Raw genomic sequence first — 18,832 nt, 5'->3', positions numbered from 1 at the left:
TTAGGTTTATTGTAACGCGCGGAGCAGCGCGTCATTGTCTGCGTTATCGGCGACCCGAATATCCTGCCAGCCCAAATCCCGGGCAACGATCGCCAAACGCTCACTGACTACCACCAGCCGGCAGTGGAGTAACCAGTCAGTGCGATACCACTCTGGTATCAATGTATAAAGCTGCTGAAGCATTTCGCCGCTGGTAACCACGAGGGTGTTGATGCCGCGATCGCGCCAGCGAAAGGCTTCTTCAGTGCCGTCATAAATTTTTGCGCAGCGTTGATAGCATTCACAAAAGTCTACTTTAACACCGCGGGAAGCAAGATTGTTCCCGATAAGCTCCCTGCCGCCGTTGCCACGCAGAATGAGCGCGCGCTTCCCGGCAACATTCTGTAATTCAGGTAATTGTAGCAAGACTTCGCTGGTTTCCCGATCTAACGGGTAGCGAACCGGCAGATGGCTGACGGTGTGTAACGCCAGTGCCGTCGTGCGCCCGATGGCGAACCAGGACAGATTTTCTCTCCATTTCATACGGTTGCGTTGCATAACCGGCTGCGCGTAATGTACCACGTGCTGTGAGAGGACAAAGACAAGGTCGCCCGGCGACAAGGCCGCAAGGCGCTCCGGCAGCTGCTCCAGCTGCCGGCCTGGGGAGAATTCGATGAGGGGAAAACTGTACGCCACCTGCCCGAGTGCGCGCAGACGGCTCACTAGCTCTTCCCCTGCGGGAGAGGGGCGGGTGACAAGAATCGTCATGCAGGCGCATCCCCATCATAAATTTCGGCCAGCACTTCACGGGCGCCGTTGTCGAGAAGCTCTTCCGCCAGATCGATCCCCATTGGAACCGCATCCTCTGCTTTACCGCGACGTTCACCGCGCACCATAAAGGAGCCGTCCGGTGCGCCAACCAGGGCACGGAGCCAGAGTTCGCCGTCTTTCAGTTCAGCGTAGCTGCCGATAGGGACCTGGCAGCCGCCTTCCAGACGCATGTTCATCGCCCGTTCAGCGCTAACGCGAATGGCGGTTTCTTCATGGTTCAGGGGGGCGAGCAGGGCGCGGGTGCGCTCATCGTCGAGGCGGCATTCAATGCCGACTGCACCCTGGCCAACGGCCGGTAAGGAGATTTCGGCCGGCATCGCTGAGCGAATTCGGGACTGCAGGCCCAGACGATTTAGCCCGGCGACGGCAAGAATAATCGCGTCGTATTCGCCGCTATCGAGCTTGCTCAGGCGAGTGCCCACGTTGCCACGCAGCGAACGGATAATCAGATCCGGACGACGTTCGGCGAGCTGGCACTGGCGGCGCAGGCTTGAAGTGCCCACCACGCTGCCCTGCGGCAGGGCGTCGAGGCTGGCATACTGGTTTGAAACGAAGGCGTCACGCGGATCGTCGCGCTCGCAAATCGTCACCAGACCCAGGCCTTCCGGGAACTCGACCGGCACGTCCTTCATGGAGTGGACGGCAATGTCCGCACGGCCTTCCAGCAGCGCAAGCTCCAGCTCTTTGACGAACAGGCCCTTACCGCCGACTTTGGCCAGCGGCGTATCCAGGATCACATCACCACGGGTGACCATCGGCACCAGCTCTACGGTGAGCTGAGGATGATTCGCTTCCAGGCGCTGTTTAACATATTGTGCTTGCCAGAGGGCTAGTGGACTCTGACGAGTGGCAATTCTTAATACATTGTCTAACATGCTTGTTACCGTAATTGTCGTCCTGCTGCCATCCTACACTCTTCACGGAAGGCTGTCAGTTTCAACGGTTTTTGCGGAAAAGAGGGACGTGACTCGTATTATGGAATATAAAACGGCTTCCTGGCGTGGAAGGTTGTGCGTAGTGCAACTTTCTTTACGGTCAACCAGCAAGGTGTTAAATTGATCACGTTTCCAGCAATCGCTTGCCCGTTCGTTTATAATCATAAGGGCAACGACCGGGAAACGGGTTTTTTCGAAATACTGAAACCATCAGGCGATATGTCTTGTACCTCTATATTGAGACGCTTAAACAGAGACTGGATGCCATCAACCAACTGCGTGTAGATCGCGCGCTTGCTGCAATGGGCCCTGCTTTCCAGCAGGTCTACAGTCTTCTGCCAACATTGTTACATTATCATCACCCGCTGATGCCGGGTTACCTCGACGGTAACGTTCCCCATGGCATCTGCATCTACACGCCTGATGAAACCCAACGCCACTATCTGAACGAGCTGGAACTGATGCGCGGCATGCCGCCGCAGGCAACCGCCAAGGGCGAGCTGCCGATCACCGGCCTCTATACCATGGGCAGTACCTCCTCCGTCGGCCAGAGCTGTTCTTCAGACCTGGATATCTGGGTGTGCCACCAGGCATGGCTCGATAACGACGAGCGCCAGCTGTTACAGCGCAAATGCAGCCTGCTGGAAAGCTGGGCGGCGTCGCTGGGCGTAGAGGTGAGCTTCTTCCTGATCGACGAAAACCGTTTCCGTCATAACGAAAGCGGCAGCCTCGGCGGCGAAGATTGCGGCTCAACCCAGCATATCCTGCTGTTAGACGAATTTTATCGCACCGCCGTGCGCCTCGCGGGGAAACGTATTCTGTGGAATATGGTGCCGGGCGATGAAGAAGAGCACTATGACGACTACGTTATGTCTCTTTATTCACAGGGCGTGCTGACGCCAAACGAATGGCTGGATCTCGGTGGATTGAGCTCGCTCTCCGCCGAAGAGTACTTCGGTGCCAGCCTGTGGCAGCTCTATAAAAGCATCGACTCCCCCTATAAGGCAGTGCTGAAAACCCTGCTGCTGGAAGCCTATTCCTGGGAATACCCGAACGCCCGCCTGCTGGCAAAAGACATCAAACAGCGCCTGCACGACGGCGAGATCGTTTCGTTTGGTCTCGACCCGTACTGCATGATGCTGGAACGCGTAACGCATTATCTGACGCAAATCGAAGATAACGCCCGCCTGGACCTGGTGCGCCGCTGCTTCTACCTGAAAGTGTGCGAAAAGCTCTCGCGTGAACGCGCCTGCGTAGGCTGGCGTCGTGAAGTGCTGAGCCAGCTGGTTAAGGAGTGGGGCTGGGACGAAGAGCGTCTGGCGATGCTGGATAACCGTGCGAACTGGAAAATTGACCAGGTCCGCGATGCCCACAACGAGCTGCTTGATGCGATGATGCAGAGCTATCGCAACCTGATTCGCTTTGCTCGCCGTAACAACCTCAGCGTCTCCGCAAGCCCGCAGGATATCGGTGTGCTGACCCGTAAACTCTACGCGGCCTTTGAAGCGCTGCCGGGTAAAGTGACGCTGGTTAACCCGCAGATCTCCCCGGACCTGTCAGAATCGCACCTGACGTTCATTCATGTGCCGCCGGGCCGCGCCAACCGTTCAGGCTGGTATCTGTACAACCGCGCGCCAAACATGAATTCCATCATCAGCCATCAGCCGCTGGAATATAACCGTTATCTTAATAAGCTGGTGGCATGGGCCTACTTCAACGGCCTGCTGACCTCACGCACCCGCCTGTTTATTAAGGGCAACGGCATTTGCGATCTGCCTAAGCTGCAGGAAATGGTTGCCGATGTTTCGCACCACTTCCCGCTTCGCCTGCCTGCGCCAACGCCGAAGGCGCTTTACAGCCCGTGCGAAATTCGCCATCTGGCGATTATCGTCAATCTGGAATATGACCCGACGGCGGCCTTCCGCAATCAGGTCGTGCATTTCGACTTCCGCAAGCTGGACGTCTTCAGCTTCGGGCAGCAGCAGCAGTGCCTGATAGGCAGCGTTGACCTGCTGTACCGTAACTCGTGGAACGAAGTGCGAACCCTGCATTTCAACGGCGAGCAGGCGATGATCGAGGCGCTGAAGACCATTCTGGGCAAAATGCACCAGGACGCCGCGCCGCCGGACAGCGTGGAAGTGTTCTGCTACAGCCAGCATCTGCGCGGTCTGATCCGTACCCGCGTGCAGCAGCTGGTTTCCGAATGTATCGATTTCCGCCTTTCCAGCACGCGCCAGGAGCCAGGCCGCTTCAAAGCGCTGCGCGTTTCCGGGCAAACCTGGGGGCTGTTCTTCGAGCGCCTGAGCGTGTCGGTACAAAAACTGGAAAATGCGGTGGAGTTCTATGGGGCAATTTCCCATAACAAACTGCACGGCTTATCGGTGCAGGTCGAAACGAATCACGTCGAGCTGCCGCCGGTGGTGGACGGGTTTGCCAGCGAAGGGATAATTCAGTTCTTCTTCGAGCAGTCCAGCGAAGATCAGGGCTTTAATATTTACATTCTGGATGAGAGCAACCGGGCAGAGGTTTACCACCACTGCGAGGGCAGCAAAGAGGAGCTGGTGCGCGACGTCAGCCGCTTCTACTCGTCATCCCACGACCGCTTTACCTACGGCTCAAGCTTCATCAACTTCAACCTGCCGCAGTTCTACCAGATTGTGAAGGTTGATGGCCGCACGCAGGTCATTCCGTTCCGCACCCAGACCATCGTACCAGCGGCGCCCGCCAATCAGGACGATAGCGACACGCCGCTGCTGCAGCAATATTAGTCCTGGCGGAAGCTGACCGGCTCGCCAGCCTGTGCCGTGCAGGCCTCTTCCAGCAGCTGCCAGAACTCCGCGCCGCTACGGTCGCAAATCCACTCCTCGCCTTTTAAATTAAAGTGATAGCCACCGCTTTTGGTTGCCAGCCACACCTGATGCAGCGGCTCCTGGCGGTTGATGATGATCTTGCTGCTGTTCTCAAAGCTAAGCGTCAGCACGCCGCCGTTGATCTCACAGTCGATATCGCTGTCGCCGTCCCAGTCGTCCAGGCTTTCTTCAATCGTCATCCACAGGCCGTCGCATATGCGATGAAATTCGCTGTCGTTCATCTCTTCTTCTCGGTTGTTCGGGTTCAGGGCAGTATAAAAGCAACCCTGCGGAATAGAAAAGAGTATTGCTTTTCGGGGTTCACCTGCGATGATAGACAACAGCATAATGAATCACAGGCAACTCAATAATGAAGAAAATTTTCTGCCCGCTGGCCGTCGCTCTTGCGCTGTTTAGCCTGACCGGCTGTGGCCTGAAAGGCCCTCTCTATTTCCCACCGGCTGACGGTAAAACCAAACCGGCGACGCAAAACACCGCGCCTGCTCCACAGACGCAGTCACCTACGCCGGTCCGCAACGATCGCGGAATGGGCGACGCGCCGACCCAGACTGTTTACTAGTCGCCAAGAGATAAGTAACCGCGGAAATGGAGCAGAAGATGCAGTTCTCAAAAATGCATGGCCTCGGTAATGACTTTATGGTCGTCGACGCGGTGACACAAAACGTTTACTTCTCGCCAGAGCTGATCCGCCGCTTGTCGGATCGCCATCTCGGCGTCGGGTTCGATCAGCTGCTGGTGGTTGAACCGCCGTACGATCCGGACCTCGATTTTCACTATCGCATCTTCAACGCCGACGGCAGCGAAGTCTCGCAGTGCGGCAACGGCGCGCGCTGCTTTGCCCGCTTTGTGCGCCTGAAAGGGCTCACCAACAAGCGTGATATTCGCGTCAGTACCGCCAATGGCCGTATGGTGCTTAGCGTGACGGATGATGAGCTGGTACGCGTGAATATGGGCGAGCCGAACTTCGAACCTTCCGAAGTGCCGTTCCGCGCAAACAAAGCGGAAAAGACCTATATTATGCGTGCTGCGGAACAGACCATCATGTGCGGCGTGGTGTCGATGGGCAACCCGCACTGCGTGATTCAGGTTGATGATGTCACTACCGCAGCCGTTGAAACCTTAGGGCCGGTAATGGAAAGCCACGAGCGTTTTCCGGAGCGGGCAAACATCGGATTCATGCAGGTCGTTACCCGTGAACACATCCGCCTGCGCGTCTTTGAACGCGGAGCCGGGGAAACGCAAGCTTGCGGCAGCGGTGCCTGTGGTGCCGTCGCCGTGGGTATACAGCAAGGCCTACTGGCCGAACAGGTACGCGTTGAGCTGCCCGGCGGTCGCCTTGATATCGCCTGGAAAGGGCCGGGTTCTCCGCTGTATATGACCGGCCCGGCGGCCCATGTCTATGATGGATTCATACATCTATGAAGAACGCCGAGGAACAGCAAGAAGCCGTACTGGAGCTCAACGATAACGCCGTGGCGGAATACCTGCAGCGCAATCCTGACTTCTTTATTCGTAATGCCCATCGGGTAGAACAGATGCAGGTGCCGCACCCGGTTCGTGGCACGGTGTCGCTGGTGGAGTGGCATATGGCGCGCAGCCGTAACCACATCAACCGCCTCGAAGAGAACATGAACCTGCTGATGGAGCAGGCCAGTACTAACGAGGGCCTGTTCTATCGCCTGCTCAAATTGCAGGGCCGTCTGGCTTCGGCCACCAGCCTGCAGGATATGCTCAACCGCCTGCACCGCTGGGCGCGCGAGATGGGGCTGGCAGGGGCGAACGTCCGTCTTTTTGCTGACCGCTGGCGTATCGGCGCACCTTCTGACTTCGTGCAGCTCTCCCTGAGCCGCCAGGCGTTTGAGCCCCTGCGCATTCAGCGCCTGGGCGACAGCCAGCACTATCTTGGGACGCTCAACGGACCGGAGCTACTGGTGATCCTGCCGCAGGCGAAAGCCATCGGGTCGGTGGCCATGTCGCTGATGGGCAACGATGCCGATCTTGGCGTGCTGCTGTTCAGCAGCCGCGATCCGCAGCATTATCACGAGGGCCAGGGGACGCAGCTGCTGCATGAACTGGCGCTGATGCTGCCCGATTTGCTGGAGCGCTGGATTGAACGCGTATGACCGTCTCACCGCTTCAGCCCGCCGTTGATGGATTCCTGCGTTACCTGAAGGTTGAGCGCCAGCTCAGCCCGCTTACCCTGCTAAACTATGGCCGCCAGCTCGAAACCATCGTCCACCTGCTGGGTGAGATGGGGGTGAAAAACTGGCAGCAGTGCGATGCCGCAGGCGTGCGATCTCTTGCCGTCCGCAGCCGCAGAGCAGGCCTCGGGCCTTCCAGCCTCGCGCTGCGCCTCTCCGCGCTGCGCAGCTTCTTCGACTGGCAGGTCAGCCAGGGTGAACTCAAAGCCAACCCCGCAAAAGGGATTTCCGCGCCAAAATCAGGCCGCCATCTGCCGAAAAATATAGAAGTGGATGACGTTAACCGCCTGCTGGATATCGATCTGAACGATCCGCTTGCGGTACGGGATCGCGCCATGCTGGAAGTGATGTACGGCGCGGGCCTGCGTCTCTCTGAGCTGGTCAACATGGATTGCGGGCACATCGATCTCAGCACGGGCGAGGTCTGGGTGATGGGGAAAGGCAGCAAAGAGCGTCGCGTACCGGTGGGGAAATCCGCCGTGACCTGGGTTGAGCACTGGCTCGATCTGCGCGAGCTGTTTGGTCCGGACGACGACGCGCTGTTTCTGTCGAAGCAGGGGAAACGTATCTCCGCCCGCAACGTCCAGAAACGCTTTAGCGAGTGGGGCATCAAACAGGGGCTTAACAGCCATGTTCATCCCCATAAGCTTCGCCACTCTTTTGCCACGCATATGCTGGAGTCGAGCGGCGATCTGCGCGGCGTGCAGGAGCTGCTGGGCCACGCGAACCTTTCCACCACGCAAATCTATACCCATTTAGATTTTCAACATTTAGCCACGGTGTACGATGCCGCGCATCCACGCGCCAAACGGGGGAAATCGTAATGCATTTTTACCGCCCACTCGGGCCAGTCGCCGCGCTCACCTTCGATCTGGACGATACCCTGTATGACAACCGTCCGGTGATTGAACGTACCGAGCTTGAGTCCTTAAGCTTCGTGCAGAACTACCATCCGAGCCTGAGCGCGTTAAAAAAGCCTGATTTCATGCGCCTGCGCCAGGCGATCCGCCTGGCCGAGCCGGATATCTATCACGATGTGACCGAATGGCGTCGTCGTGCCGTTGAGCAGGCGATGCTCGACGCGGGCTTGAGCGCGGAAGAAGCTTCGGCGGGCGCTACGGCTTCCATGGCGAATTTTGCCGAGTGGCGCAGCCGTATTGACGTGCCGGAAGAAACCCACGACACGCTCGCGAAGCTCGCCGAAAAATGGCCGCTGGTGGCAATTACCAACGGTAACGCGGAGCCGCATCTGTTCGGGCTGGATAAATACTTTAAGTTCGTTCTGCGGGCTGGCCCGCACGGACGTTCAAAACCGTTTAACGATATGTACCATCTGGCGGCGCAGAAGCTCGACGTGCCGCTGGCGCATATCCTTCACGTGGGAGACGACCTGACCACGGACGTTGCCGGAGCCGTCCGCTGCGGCATGCAGGCCTGCTGGATAAACCTGCGCGACGGTGACCTGATGCAGATCGACGACAGCCGCCTGTTACCTCATCTTGAAATTTCGCGGTTGGCATCCCTCACCGCGCTGATATAATCTTCTGTATAAAATTCCAGGGGTATGCCGCTGAGTTATTTATAGGGCGCATAAACGAAGTGTCATCCAGCGGTGCTTAACGGGCATGCTGGCGGATGGCGCAGCGCTTATCCGCCCTACGAATCGCCTTCCCGCTCTCTGCGATACCTCAATCAAATTTTCTTGTGGCGGTGCCAATGGACGTTTCTTACCTGCTAGACAGCCTGAATGATAAACAACGTGAAGCCGTCGCGGCCTCGCGCAGCAATATGCTGGTGCTGGCAGGGGCGGGCAGCGGTAAAACACGCGTGCTGGTGCACCGTATCGCCTGGCTGATGATGGTCGAGAACTGCTCGCCGTACTCTATTATGGCGGTGACCTTCACCAACAAAGCGGCGGCGGAAATGCGTCACCGTATCGGCCAGCTGATGGGCACCAGCCAGGGCGGCATGTGGGTTGGTACGTTCCACGGCCTGGCGCACCGCCTGCTGCGCGCGCACCACATGGACGCCAGCCTGCCGCAGGACTTCCAGATTCTGGACAGTGAAGACCAGCTGCGTCTGCTAAAGCGCCTGATCAAAGCGCTGAATCTCGACGACAAGCAGTGGCCCGCACGTCAGGCAATGTGGTACATCAACGGCAAAAAAGACGAAGGGCTGCGCCCGCACCACATCGAAAGCTACGGCAATCCGGTGGAGCAAACCTGGCAGAAGGTTTATCAGGCCTATCAGGAAGCCTGCGACCGCGCAGGCCTGGTGGATTTCGCCGAACTGCTGCTGCGCGCGCACGAGCTTTGGCTGAACAAGCCGCATATTCTTAACCACTACCGCGAACGCTTCACCAACATTCTGGTGGACGAATTCCAGGATACCAACAGCATCCAGTACGCGTGGATCCGCATGCTGGCGGGCGACACCGGCAAGGTGATGATCGTCGGCGATGATGACCAGTCAATCTACGGCTGGCGCGGCGCGCAGGTGGAAAACATCCAGCGCTTCCTGAAGGATTTCCCCGGCGCGGAAACCATTCGCCTGGAGCAGAACTACCGCTCGACGAACAATATTCTGAACGCCGCCAACGCCCTGATCGCTAACAACTCTGGCCGCTTAGGCAAAGAGCTGTGGACCGACGGCAGCGACGGCGAGCCGATTTCCCTCTACTGCGCTTTCAACGAGCTGGACGAAGCCCGCTTCGTGGTGAACCGCATCAAAACCTGGCAGGAGAACGGCGGAGCGCTGGAGCAGTGCGCCATTCTCTATCGCAGCAACGCCCAGTCGCGCGTGCTGGAAGAGGCATTACTGCAGGTCAGCATGCCGTACCGCATCTACGGCGGCATGCGCTTCTTCGAACGTCAGGAAATCAAAGACGCGCTGTCGTATCTGCGCCTGATCGCCAACCGTAACGATGACGCCGCCTTTGAGCGCGTGGTCAACACCCCAACGCGTGGGATTGGCGATCGCACGCTGGACGTCGTGCGCCAGACCTCTCGTGATAAACAGCTTACGCTCTGGCAGTCCTGCCGCCTGTTATTACAGGAAAAGGCGCTTGCAGGCCGTGCGGCCTCCGCCCTGCAACGCTTTATGGAACTTATCGACGCGCTGGCTCATGAAACCATCGACATGCCGCTGCACGTCCAGACGGACCGCGTGATTAAAGACTCAGGTCTGATGATGATGTACGAGCAGGAGAAGGGTGAAAAAGGCCAGACGCGTATCGAAAACTTAGAGGAGCTGGTGACGGCAACGCGCCAGTTCAGCTATCAGGACGAAGACGAAGACCTGATGCCGCTGCAGGCGTTCCTCTCCCACGCCGCGCTGGAGGCGGGTGAAGGGCAGGCGGACACCTGGCAGGATGCGGTTCAGCTGATGACGCTGCACTCCGCCAAAGGCCTGGAGTTCCCGCAGGTCTTTATCGTCGGCATGGAAGAGGGCATGTTCCCGAGCCAGATGTCGCTGGATGAAGGCGGTCGTCTGGAGGAAGAGCGCCGACTGGCCTACGTCGGCGTGACGCGGGCCATGCAGAAGCTGACGCTGACCTACGCGGAAACCCGCCGTCTGTACGGCAAAGAGGTTTATCACCGCCCGTCGCGCTTCGTCGGCGAGCTGCCGGAAAATACCGTTGAAGAGGTGCGTTTACGCGCCAGCATCAGCCGACCGGTAAGCCATCAGCGTATGGGCACGCCGATTTCCGAAAATGACACCGGCTACAAGCTCGGGCAGCGCGTGCGCCATGCAAAATTCGGCGAAGGCACCATCGTTAACCTGGAAGGCAGCGGCGATCACAGCCGCGTGCAGGTCGCTTTTCCGGGGCAGGGAATTAAGTGGCTGGTGGCCGCTTACGCGAAGCTGGAAACGGTGTAACATCCAGATTTATCGCGCAATTTTCTGAAACACTGCTACCCTTAGAACATCGCGGGTATTTATTCGCAAGCGGTGTCCCGTTGCGTGTTGACGCCATATTTATGGTGGCGTAACATGCGCGCACGAATACGACTTAAGAGGACACTCGCCTTGGACACACCCAGTAGATACTGGCTCAATTACCTGTTATCCAGGTACAACTTCTAAGGCTATCCTCGAATGCTGATAGCCTTAGTGGTTGTCGGCGACTGCTCGTCTATCGTTCCCGTCGCAATGAGTCAGGCTGTTTAATGGTCTGAAACCTCAAGAGTTTCTGTCTGTGTGCCAACCGAACTGTCCCTGATATTTTTTGCATTGGGAGTCCCGGTCATGCTGAGCGCATTTCAACTGGAAAACAATCGTCTGTCCCGCCTTGAAGGGGATGAAACCGACGACCTGACAAACTCCGTCTGGGTCGATCTGGTGGAGCCCGAAGAGAGCGAGCGGGAGCGTGTGCAAACGGAACTTGGTCAGAGCCTGGCAACCCGACCAGAGCTGGAAGACATCGAAGCCTCGGCGCGTTTCTTTGAGGACGAAGACGGGCTGCACATCCACTCATTCTTCTTCTTTGAAGATGCTGACGATCACGCCGGTAACAGCACCGTGGCATTCACCATTCGTGAAGGCCGCCTGTACACCCTGCGCGAACGTGAGCTGCCTGCGTTTCGTCTGTACCGCATGCGCGCCCGCAGCCAGGCGATGGTGGACGGCAACGCCTACGAGCTGCTGCTGGACCTGTTCGAAACCAAAATCGAACAGCTGGCGGACGAAATCGAAAATATCTACAGCGACCTGGAAAAGCTCAGCCGTGTGATCATGGAAGGGCACCAGGGCGACGAATACGACGCCGCGCTGTCAACGCTTGCGGAGCTGGAGGATATCGGCTGGAAGGTTCGCCTGTGTCTGATGGATACCCAGCGAGCACTGAATTTCCTGGTGCGCAAGGCGCGTCTGCCGGGCGGCCAGCTGGAGCAGGCCCGCGAGATCCTGCGGGATATCGAATCCCTGCTGCCGCACAACGAATCCCTGTTCCAGAAGGTAAACTTCCTGATGCAGGCGGCGATGGGCTTTATCAACATCGAGCAGAACCGTATCATCAAGATCTTCTCGGTTGTGTCAGTCGTCTTCCTGCCGCCTACGCTTGTGGCATCCAGCTACGGGATGAACTTCGAATTTATGCCCGAGCTGAAGCTGAGCTTCGGCTATCCGGCGGCGATTATCGTGATGATCCTCGCCGGGCTTGCGCCTTACCTCTACTTTAAACGTAAGAACTGGCTGTAACGCTTTTTCTCCCTCGCCCCTTTGGGGAGAGGGGAAAAATTCGGCTGCGGTTAAGCGATTTTACGCAGCCGACGTTGCGTATACACCGCATCGAGAATAAACAGCGCAAGCGCCGCCCAGATAAAGCCGAAGGTCACCATCTTGTCTTTGCCCACGACCTCACCGTAGAAGGTGACGGCCAGCAGGAACATCAGCGTCGGGCCAAGATACTGGAAGAACCCCAGCGTGGAGAGGCGCAGGCGCGTTGCGGCGGCGGTAAAGCACAGCAGCGGGATCGTGGTCACTACGCCTGCGGCAATCAGCAGGAGATTCAGCGACCAGGGATTCTGCCCCATATAGCTGGTTGCGCTGTCGGCGATGCCGAACAGATAGATTGCCGCAATCGGCAGCAGCCATAGCGTCTCGACTAACATCCCGGTTTGCGCATCCACGGCGATTTTCTTACGGACCAGCCCGTAGAAAGCGAAGCTGAAGGCCAGACCGAGCGCAATGACCGGCAGCGAGCCAAACGTCCACAGCTGCACCAGCACCCCACAGCAGGCCAGCGCCACGGCCAGCCACTGCATGCGGCGGAAGCGCTCGCCCAGGAAAACCATCCCCAGCACGACGTTGACCAGCGGATTAATAAAGTAGCCGAGGCTGGCTTCCAGCATATGGTTATTATTCACCGCCCAGATAAACAGCAGCCAGTTCCCGCCGATAAGCACCGCAGACCCGGCCATCGCCAGCACCTTCCTGCGGTTCCGGCAGGCTTTTTTCACCTGCGGCCACTGACGGCTCAGGCTGATCAGCGCGATCATAAAGAAGAAAGACCAGATAACGCGGTGGGTCAGGATTTCATCTGCCGGAACGTAGTTGATCAGTTTGAAATAAGCAGGCGCGATGCCCCACATTAAATACGCCGCGAGGGCAAACAACACGCCCTGGCGGGTCTGTTTCGCATCCATGAAGAAAACTCGTCGAAGAATAGTGCGCAAATAGTAACAGGATTTATCTTCTTACCCCACCATATAGGTGGCCGTGGCGCTGGCGATATGCAACTGATCTTCGTTATGTAATTCCACACGGGCCACCGCCACTTTGTTACCTGCGCGCAACAAGCTGCTGCTGGCGGTGAAGCGCTGCCCACGGCCTGGGCGCAGGTAATCGACGCGCAGATCGATAGTGCCCATCTTTGACAGGCGCTGGCGCAGCTCCTCTTCGCTGATCGTATCGTGGCGTGTCAGCGTACTCCCCACGCAAACCAGCCCCGCCGCCACGTCCAGCGCCGAGGCAATCACGCCGCCGTGCAGAATGCTCTGCGCCCAGTTGCCGACCATCATCGGCTGGTTGTTAAACCCAAGCTGGGCAAAGGCTTTTTCATAGCGCTCAAGCTCAAGGCCGAGGGCGCGGTTAAAGGGCATGTGATAAACGAAAATTTCACCAACCAGCTGGAGCGCAGCTTCAGTTGTCAGAACATTGCCGGACATAGATCGTTCCTCGATCGCAAAGCGTGAATAAGTAACCTGGATGTGTATTTTATGCTTCTGAATTGTTGCTTTCCACTTTAGGACAGTCAGACGAGCGGGACGAATAATAACTATGTAGAATGTCCGCCAGCTAACAATTCGAAACTAATTATTACGTTCAGGAGAACATCGTCGATGCGCAAGTTTTTGGGATGCTTGATGGCAGCATGCTTGCTGCCTCTTACGGCATACGCACAGGAAGCAACAATTAAAGAAGTGCATGATAAGCCGGCCGTTCGCGGCAGCATCATTGCCAACATGCTGCAGGAGCATGACAACCCGTTCACGCTCTATCCTTATGAATCTAACTATGTGGTTTACTCGGTAACGGACGACCTGAACAAAGAAGCCATCAGCTCCTACAACTGGTCTGATAACGCCCGCAAAGACGAAGTGAAGTTCCAGCTAAGCCTCGCCTTCCCGCTCTGGCGCGGTATTCTGGGCCAGAACTCGGTGCTGGGCGCATCTTATACGCAGAAATCCTGGTGGCAGCTGTCCAACAGCGGAGAATCCTCACCGTTCCGCGAAACGAACTACGAACCGCAGGTATTCCTCGGCTTTGCTACGGATGACACTTTTGCCGGATGGACGCTGCGCGACGTCGAGTTTGGTTACAACCACCAGTCTAACGGACGCTCCGACCCAACCTCCCGCAGCTGGAACCGCATGTATGCACGCCTGATGGCGGAACACGGAAACTGGCTGGTGGAAGTGAAGCCGTGGTACGTGATTGGCTCAACTGACGATAACCCGGATATCACCAAATATATGGGTTACTACCAGCTGAAGGTGGGTTATGCCCTTGGTGACGCGATCCTGAGCATGAAGGGCCAGTACAACTGGAATACCGGCTACGGCGGCGCGGAGCTTGGCTTCAGCTACCCGGTCGGCAAGCATGTTCGCCTGTACACCCAGCTCTACAGCGGCTACGGCGAGTCATTAATTGATTACAACTTTAACCAGACGCGCTTCGGCGTTGGCGTTATGCTTAACGACCTGTTCTAAAAAGTTGCAGTTTTTAACGCAGGCGCTGAAAATAGCGCCTGTTTTTTTTGGTGGTGGAGAGAGCGTGACAGAGGCGGAAGTAATTAATCAGACAGCGCTGGCAAGACAGGTCCTGCAAGAGACCTTCGGCTACCAGCAGTTCCGTCCAGGTCAGGAAACCATCATTGAAACGGTGCTTGGTGGCCGCGACAGCCTGGTCGTGATGCCAACCGGCGGCGGTAAATCCCTCTGCTATCAAATTCCCGCGCTGGTGTTTGGCGGCCTGACGGTGGTGGTTTCGCCGCTGATCTCGCTGATGAAAGACCAGGTGGATCAGCTGCTGGCCAACGGGGTTTCAGCGGCCTGCCTGAACTCTACCCAGAGCCGGGATCAGCAGCAGGAAGTGATGGCTGGCTGCCGAACCGGGCAAATTCGCCTGCTGTATATCGCCCCTGAGCGGCTGATGATGGACAACTTCATCGATCAGATTAGCCAGTGGCACCTGTCGATGGTGGCGGTGGACGAAGCGCACTGTATTTCCCAGTGGGGGCACGACTTCCGCCCGGAATACGCCGCGCTTGGCCAGCTGCGCCAGCGTCTGCCGGACGTTCCGTTTATCGCCCTTACGGCGACGGCCGACGACACCACGCGGCTGGATATCGTGCGCCTGCTCGGCCTGCAGGATCCGTTTATCCAGATCAGCAGCTTCGACCGCCCGAACATTCGCTACATGCTGATGGAGAAGTTCAAACCCCTCGATCAGCTGATGCGCTATGTGCAGGAGCAGAAGGGTAAATCCGGCATTATTTACTGCGGCAGCCGCGCGAAGGTTGAAGACACGGCAGCGCGCCTGCAAAGCAAAGGTATCTCCGCCGGGGCCTATCACGCCGGGCTTGAGCATGATGTCCGGGCGGACGTGCAGGAAAAATTCCAGCGCGACGACCTGCAGATTGTCGTTGCCACCGTCGCCTTCGGCATGGGTATCAACAAGCCTAACGTCCGCTTCGTGGCGCACTTTGATATTCCGCGCAACATTGAATCCTATTACCAGGAAACGGGCCGCGCCGGGCGCGATGGCCTGCCTGCGGAAGCCATGCTGTTTTACGATCCGGCGGACATGGCCTGGCTGCGCAAATGCCTCGAAGAGAAGCCAGCAGGCGCCCTCCAGGACATCGAACGCCACAAGCTCAACGCGATGGGTGCCTTCGCGGAAGCGCAAACCTGCCGCCGTCTGGTGCTGCTGAACTACTTCGGTGAAGGCCGCCAGCAGCCGTGCGGCAACTGCGACGTTTGTCTGGATCCGCCGCGCAGGTACGATGGGCTGATGGACGCGCAAAAAGCGCTGTCCTGCATCTATCGCGTCGGCCAGCGCTTTGGCATGGGCTACGTGGTTGAAGTGCTGCGCGGCTCTAACAACCAGCGTATCCGCGAGTTAGGCCACGATAAACTCAAGATTTATGGTGAAGGCCGTGACCACACCACCGAGCACTGGGTTAGCGTGATTCGCCAGCTCATTCACCTGGGCGTGGTGACGCAAAACATCGCTCAGCATTCGGCGCTGCAGCTGACCGAAGCGGCGCGCCCTTATCTGCGCGCGGAAGTCCCGCTGATGCTCGCCGTTCCCCGGGTTGTGGCGATAAAATCTAAAGCGAGCCAGAAGTTTGCTTCCGGCAACTATGACCGCAAACTGTTCGCCAAGCTGCGTAAACTGCGCAAAGCGATTGCCGACGAAGAAAATATCCCGCCGTACGTGGTGTTCAACGACGCGACGCTTATCGAAATGGCGGAGCAGATGCCGCTATCCCCTGGCGAAATGCTGGGTGTGAACGGCGTGGGGACCCGCAAGCTGGAGCGTTTTGGCCGCGAATTCATGGCATTAATTCGCAGCCACGTCGACGGCGAAGATGAGTAGTAGCCAGTCCTGCCCGAACGTGGCAGGATGGTTATTCATCGACTGATAATCCCGCGAGTTACTTCCTATGCTGATGCTCTTTCTGACCGTAGCGGTACTGCATATCGTTGCCCTGGTCACCCCTGGTCCTGATTTTTTCTTCGTTTCCCAGACGGCCGTTAGCCGCTCCCGCAAAGAGGCGATGATGGGCGTGCTGGGGATTACCGGCGGCGTCATGGTGTGGTCCGGCGTGGCCCTGCTTGGCCTGAACCTGATCCTGGAAAAAATGGCGTGGCTGCACAGCATTATTATGGTCGGCGGTGGCCTGTACCTGTGCTGGATGGGTTACCAGATGCTGCGCGGCGCGTTTAAGAAAAAAGTGGCAACCGAAGAGGCGCCAGCGGTTGAGCTGGCGCACGGTGGACGCAGTTTCCTGAAAGGTCTGCTCACCAACCTTTCGAATCCGAAAGCGATTATCTACTTCGGCAGCGTCTTCTCTCTGTTCGTTGGCGATAGCGTGGGTGGGGCCGAGCGCTGGGGCCTGTTTGTGATGATCGCCCTGGAAACCTTTGCCTGGTTTACCCTCGTGGCGAGCCTGTTTGCCCTGCCGAAAATGCGTCGCGGCTATCAGCGCCTCGCCAGATGGATCGACGGCATGGCGGGCGCTCTGTTTACCGGCTTCGGCATCCACCTGATTATCTCCCGCTAATTCTCAGGCCTGGCGTGCTCCGGCAAGGAGCGCGCCTACCAGCATAAACAGCGAACCAAACACCCGATTCAGCGCTTTCATCTGACGCGGCCCTTTTATCCAGCCCGCAATGCGCGTGGCTAACGTCGCGTAGCCAATCATCACGATGATATCCACCACCACGGTAGTGACGCCCAGAATCACGTACTGCATCGCCTGCGGCTGATGCGGAGCGATAAACTGTGGGAACAGGGCCGCCAGAAACACAATGCTTTTGGGGTTGGTGAGGTTCACAAACACCGCGCGTTTAAACAGGCGGCTGCGCGGCTGGCTGGCCGCCAGGGTATTGAGATCGATTGAGCCTGCCGCCCGCCACTGCTGAATGCCAAGCCAAATGAGATAGGCAACACCTGCCCATTTCAGCACTTCAAACGCCATCAGCGAGCGGGAAAAGAGCGCGCCCAGGCCTACGCCGACCAGCACGATATGGATCGCCAGCCCGGTTTGTAACCCGGCTATGGAAGCTGCCGCTCCCCGGTAGCCGTGGCTGATGGCGGTGGACATGGTATTGATGGCGCCGGAGCCCGGGGAGAGGCTCAGAATAATTGTCGTTAGAAGATAGGTACACCACCATTCGAAAGTCATACGAAATTCCCGATTGAACACTTTTGTGCCACAATACGCTATTGTTTATGGGCGTGCTATGGGTCACAAATATTCAGACAGACGGTGCAAAAACAGCTTATGTGTCAGCATAAAAATGGATGGTTAACACGTGAGAGCGCATTTGCTGCTTTCACACAGGGTCCATTGACGGACTTCTGGCGCGAGCGCGAAGAGCGTGAATTTCTGGGCGTAGACGATGTGCCGGTTCGGTATGTGCGCTTTTGTGCCGCGGAGCACGATCGCGTCATTGTCGTTTGTCCGGGCCGCATTGAAAGCTACGTGAAGTATGCGGAGCTTGCCTACGATCTGTTCCACTGTGGCTACGATGTGCTAATCCTCGACCATCGCGGACAGGGGCGTTCGGGCCGGATGCTTTCCGATACGCACCGTGGGCACGTCGTGAAATTTAGCGACTACGTCGAAGATTTTGACCGCTTTTATCAGCAGGAAGTTGCTACCGGCCCGTGGCGTAAGCGTTACGTGCTGGCGCACTCCATGGGCGGGGCTATCACCACGCTCTGGCTGGAAAAAAATTCTCAGGCCTTTGATGCCGTGGCGCTTACCGCGCCGATGTTCGGTATTACGCTGCGCTGGCCGGACTGGATGGTGCGCCACCTGCTCGACTGGGCGGAAGGCCACCAGCGCATTCGTGAAGGTTACGCAATAGGAACAGGCCGCTGGCGCGCCCTGCCGTTTAGCGTTAATGTCCTGACCCATAGCCGTGAACGCTACCGTCGTAACCTGCGTTTTTATGCTGACGAGCCAGCATTGCGGGTAGGCGGGCCGACATGGCACTGGGTACGCGAAGGGATACTCGCAGGAGAAGAAGTGTTAGCGGGAGCCACCGCTATCACTACGCCGATGTTATTACTCCAGGCAGAAGAGGAGCGGGTGGTGGATAACCGCGCGCACCAGCGATTCTGCGAACTTCGTGCCGCGGCGGGCCATCCCTGTGAGGGGGAAACACCTTACGTCATCAACGGCGCGTATCATGAGATCCTGTTTGAAAAGGACAATATGCGGGCCAGAGCGTTGAATGCCATCCTCGATTTTTTCGACCGGCATCATTAATTTTCTTCA

General features: G+C 57.5%; 19 protein-coding genes. 13 read left to right on the top strand and 6 right to left on the bottom strand.

The window, feature by feature from the left end; translation table 11 throughout:
* Positions 1–6: 6 nt before the first annotated feature.
* Both hemD and hemC read right to left on the bottom strand, forming a co-directional pair.
* Positions 7–747 (bottom strand): uroporphyrinogen-III synthase, encoded by a 741-nt coding sequence (gene hemD, locus AAE045_RS21455; RefSeq protein ID WP_455549427.1) that lies wholly within the window; start codon positions 745–747, stop codon positions 7–9.
* Positions 744–1,685 (bottom strand): hydroxymethylbilane synthase, encoded by a 942-nt coding sequence (gene hemC, locus AAE045_RS21450; protein ID WP_455549426.1) that lies wholly within the window; start codon positions 1,683–1,685, stop codon positions 744–746. Before hemC ends, hemD begins: the two co-directional genes overlap by 4 nt.
* Before the next feature lie 284 nt (positions 1,686–1,969).
* Between hemC and cyaA the strand changes: the two genes are divergently transcribed.
* Positions 1,970–4,513, top strand: coding sequence for a class I adenylate cyclase (gene cyaA / locus AAE045_RS21445; protein ID WP_455549425.1), 2,544 nt, complete (start codon positions 1,970–1,972; stop codon positions 4,511–4,513).
* On the opposite strand, the gene cyaY is transcribed toward cyaA, so the two are convergent.
* Positions 4,510–4,836 (bottom strand): iron donor protein CyaY, encoded by a 327-nt coding sequence (cyaY, locus tag AAE045_RS21440; protein ID WP_455549424.1) that lies wholly within the window; start codon positions 4,834–4,836, stop codon positions 4,510–4,512. The genes cyaA and cyaY overlap by 4 nt on opposite strands.
* 128 nt (positions 4,837–4,964) lie before the next feature.
* Between cyaY and lptM the strand changes: the two genes are divergently transcribed.
* From lptM to corA, 8 genes are all read left to right on the top strand, one after another.
* A complete protein-coding gene (gene lptM, locus AAE045_RS21435; RefSeq protein ID WP_455549423.1) occupies positions 4,965–5,174 on the top strand; it encodes an LPS translocon maturation chaperone LptM in 210 nt (69 codons plus the stop codon).
* A 38-nt stretch (positions 5,175–5,212) separates the two neighbouring features.
* Positions 5,213–6,037, top strand: a complete 825-nt coding sequence (dapF, locus tag AAE045_RS21430) for a diaminopimelate epimerase (RefSeq protein WP_455426189.1) — start codon at positions 5,213–5,215, stop codon at positions 6,035–6,037.
* A complete protein-coding gene (locus tag AAE045_RS21425; protein ID WP_455549422.1) occupies positions 6,034–6,738 on the top strand; it encodes a DUF484 domain-containing protein in 705 nt (234 codons plus the stop codon). Before dapF ends, AAE045_RS21425 begins: the two co-directional genes overlap by 4 nt.
* A complete protein-coding gene (gene xerC / locus AAE045_RS21420; protein WP_455549421.1) occupies positions 6,735–7,640 on the top strand; it encodes a tyrosine recombinase XerC in 906 nt (301 codons plus the stop codon). Before AAE045_RS21425 ends, xerC begins: the two co-directional genes overlap by 4 nt.
* The gene (gene yigB, locus AAE045_RS21415) at positions 7,640–8,356 is read left to right on the top strand and encodes a 5-amino-6-(5-phospho-D-ribitylamino)uracil phosphatase YigB (protein ID WP_455549420.1); all 717 of its coding nucleotides are present in this window, start codon (positions 7,640–7,642) and stop codon (positions 8,354–8,356) included. Before xerC ends, yigB begins: the two co-directional genes overlap by 1 nt.
* Before the next feature lie 176 nt (positions 8,357–8,532).
* A complete protein-coding gene (uvrD, locus tag AAE045_RS21410; protein WP_455426185.1) occupies positions 8,533–10,695 on the top strand; it encodes a DNA helicase II in 2,163 nt (720 codons plus the stop codon).
* Positions 10,696–10,809: 114 nt separating this feature from the next.
* Positions 10,810–10,902 carry a YsgD/CorL family protein gene (gene ysgD, locus AAE045_RS21405; RefSeq protein WP_455426184.1) on the top strand — a complete coding sequence of 31 codons (93 nt, stop codon included), beginning with the start codon at positions 10,810–10,812 and terminating at the stop codon, positions 10,900–10,902.
* A 162-nt stretch (positions 10,903–11,064) separates the two neighbouring features.
* Positions 11,065–12,015 (top strand): magnesium/cobalt transporter CorA, encoded by a 951-nt coding sequence (gene corA, locus AAE045_RS21400; protein ID WP_455549419.1) that lies wholly within the window; start codon positions 11,065–11,067, stop codon positions 12,013–12,015.
* 50 nt (positions 12,016–12,065) lie between these two features.
* Here corA and rarD read toward each other — a convergent pair whose 3' ends face one another.
* Positions 12,066–12,962, bottom strand: a complete 897-nt coding sequence (gene rarD / locus AAE045_RS21395) for an EamA family transporter RarD (RefSeq protein ID WP_455549418.1) — start codon at positions 12,960–12,962, stop codon at positions 12,066–12,068.
* A 51-nt stretch (positions 12,963–13,013) separates the two neighbouring features.
* Positions 13,014–13,484: a thioesterase family protein gene (gene yigI, locus AAE045_RS21390; protein ID WP_455426182.1), complete on the bottom strand. Its 471-nt coding sequence runs from the start codon at positions 13,482–13,484 to the stop codon at positions 13,014–13,016.
* 174 nt (positions 13,485–13,658) lie between these two features.
* Here yigI and pldA point away from each other — a divergent pair, with 174 nt between their 5' ends.
* The 3 genes from pldA to rhtC all read left to right on the top strand — a co-directional run bounded on the left by pldA (position 13,659) and on the right by rhtC (position 17,107).
* Entirely contained in the window at positions 13,659–14,528 is an 870-nt protein-coding gene (gene pldA / locus AAE045_RS21385; RefSeq protein ID WP_455549417.1) for a phospholipase A, read from the top strand.
* Positions 14,529–14,592: 64 nt separating this feature from the next.
* On the top strand, positions 14,593–16,419 hold the full coding sequence (gene recQ / locus AAE045_RS21380; protein ID WP_455549416.1) for an ATP-dependent DNA helicase RecQ: 1,827 nt from the start codon (positions 14,593–14,595) through the stop codon (positions 16,417–16,419).
* Between the two features lie 67 nt (positions 16,420–16,486).
* Positions 16,487–17,107: a threonine export protein RhtC gene (gene rhtC, locus AAE045_RS21375; RefSeq protein WP_455549415.1), complete on the top strand. Its 621-nt coding sequence runs from the start codon at positions 16,487–16,489 to the stop codon at positions 17,105–17,107.
* A 3-nt stretch (positions 17,108–17,110) separates the two neighbouring features.
* Here the strand turns inward: rhtC and rhtB are convergent, their stop codons facing one another.
* Positions 17,111–17,731, bottom strand: a complete 621-nt coding sequence (rhtB, locus tag AAE045_RS21370) for a homoserine/homoserine lactone efflux protein (protein WP_455549414.1) — start codon at positions 17,729–17,731, stop codon at positions 17,111–17,113.
* Positions 17,732–17,830: 99 nt separating this feature from the next.
* Here rhtB and pldB point away from each other — a divergent pair, with 99 nt between their 5' ends.
* Positions 17,831–18,823, top strand: coding sequence for a lysophospholipase L2 (gene pldB / locus AAE045_RS21365; RefSeq protein WP_455549413.1), 993 nt, complete (start codon positions 17,831–17,833; stop codon positions 18,821–18,823).
* Positions 18,824–18,832: the final 9 nt, after the last annotated feature.

Origin of the sequence: Dryocola clanedunensis (genome assembly GCF_038405435.1) — a bacterium.
In the GTDB taxonomy this organism is placed as follows: domain Bacteria; phylum Pseudomonadota; class Gammaproteobacteria; order Enterobacterales; family Enterobacteriaceae; genus Dryocola; species Dryocola clanedunensis_A.
This window is presented reverse-complemented; position numbering and strand designations above follow the sequence as displayed.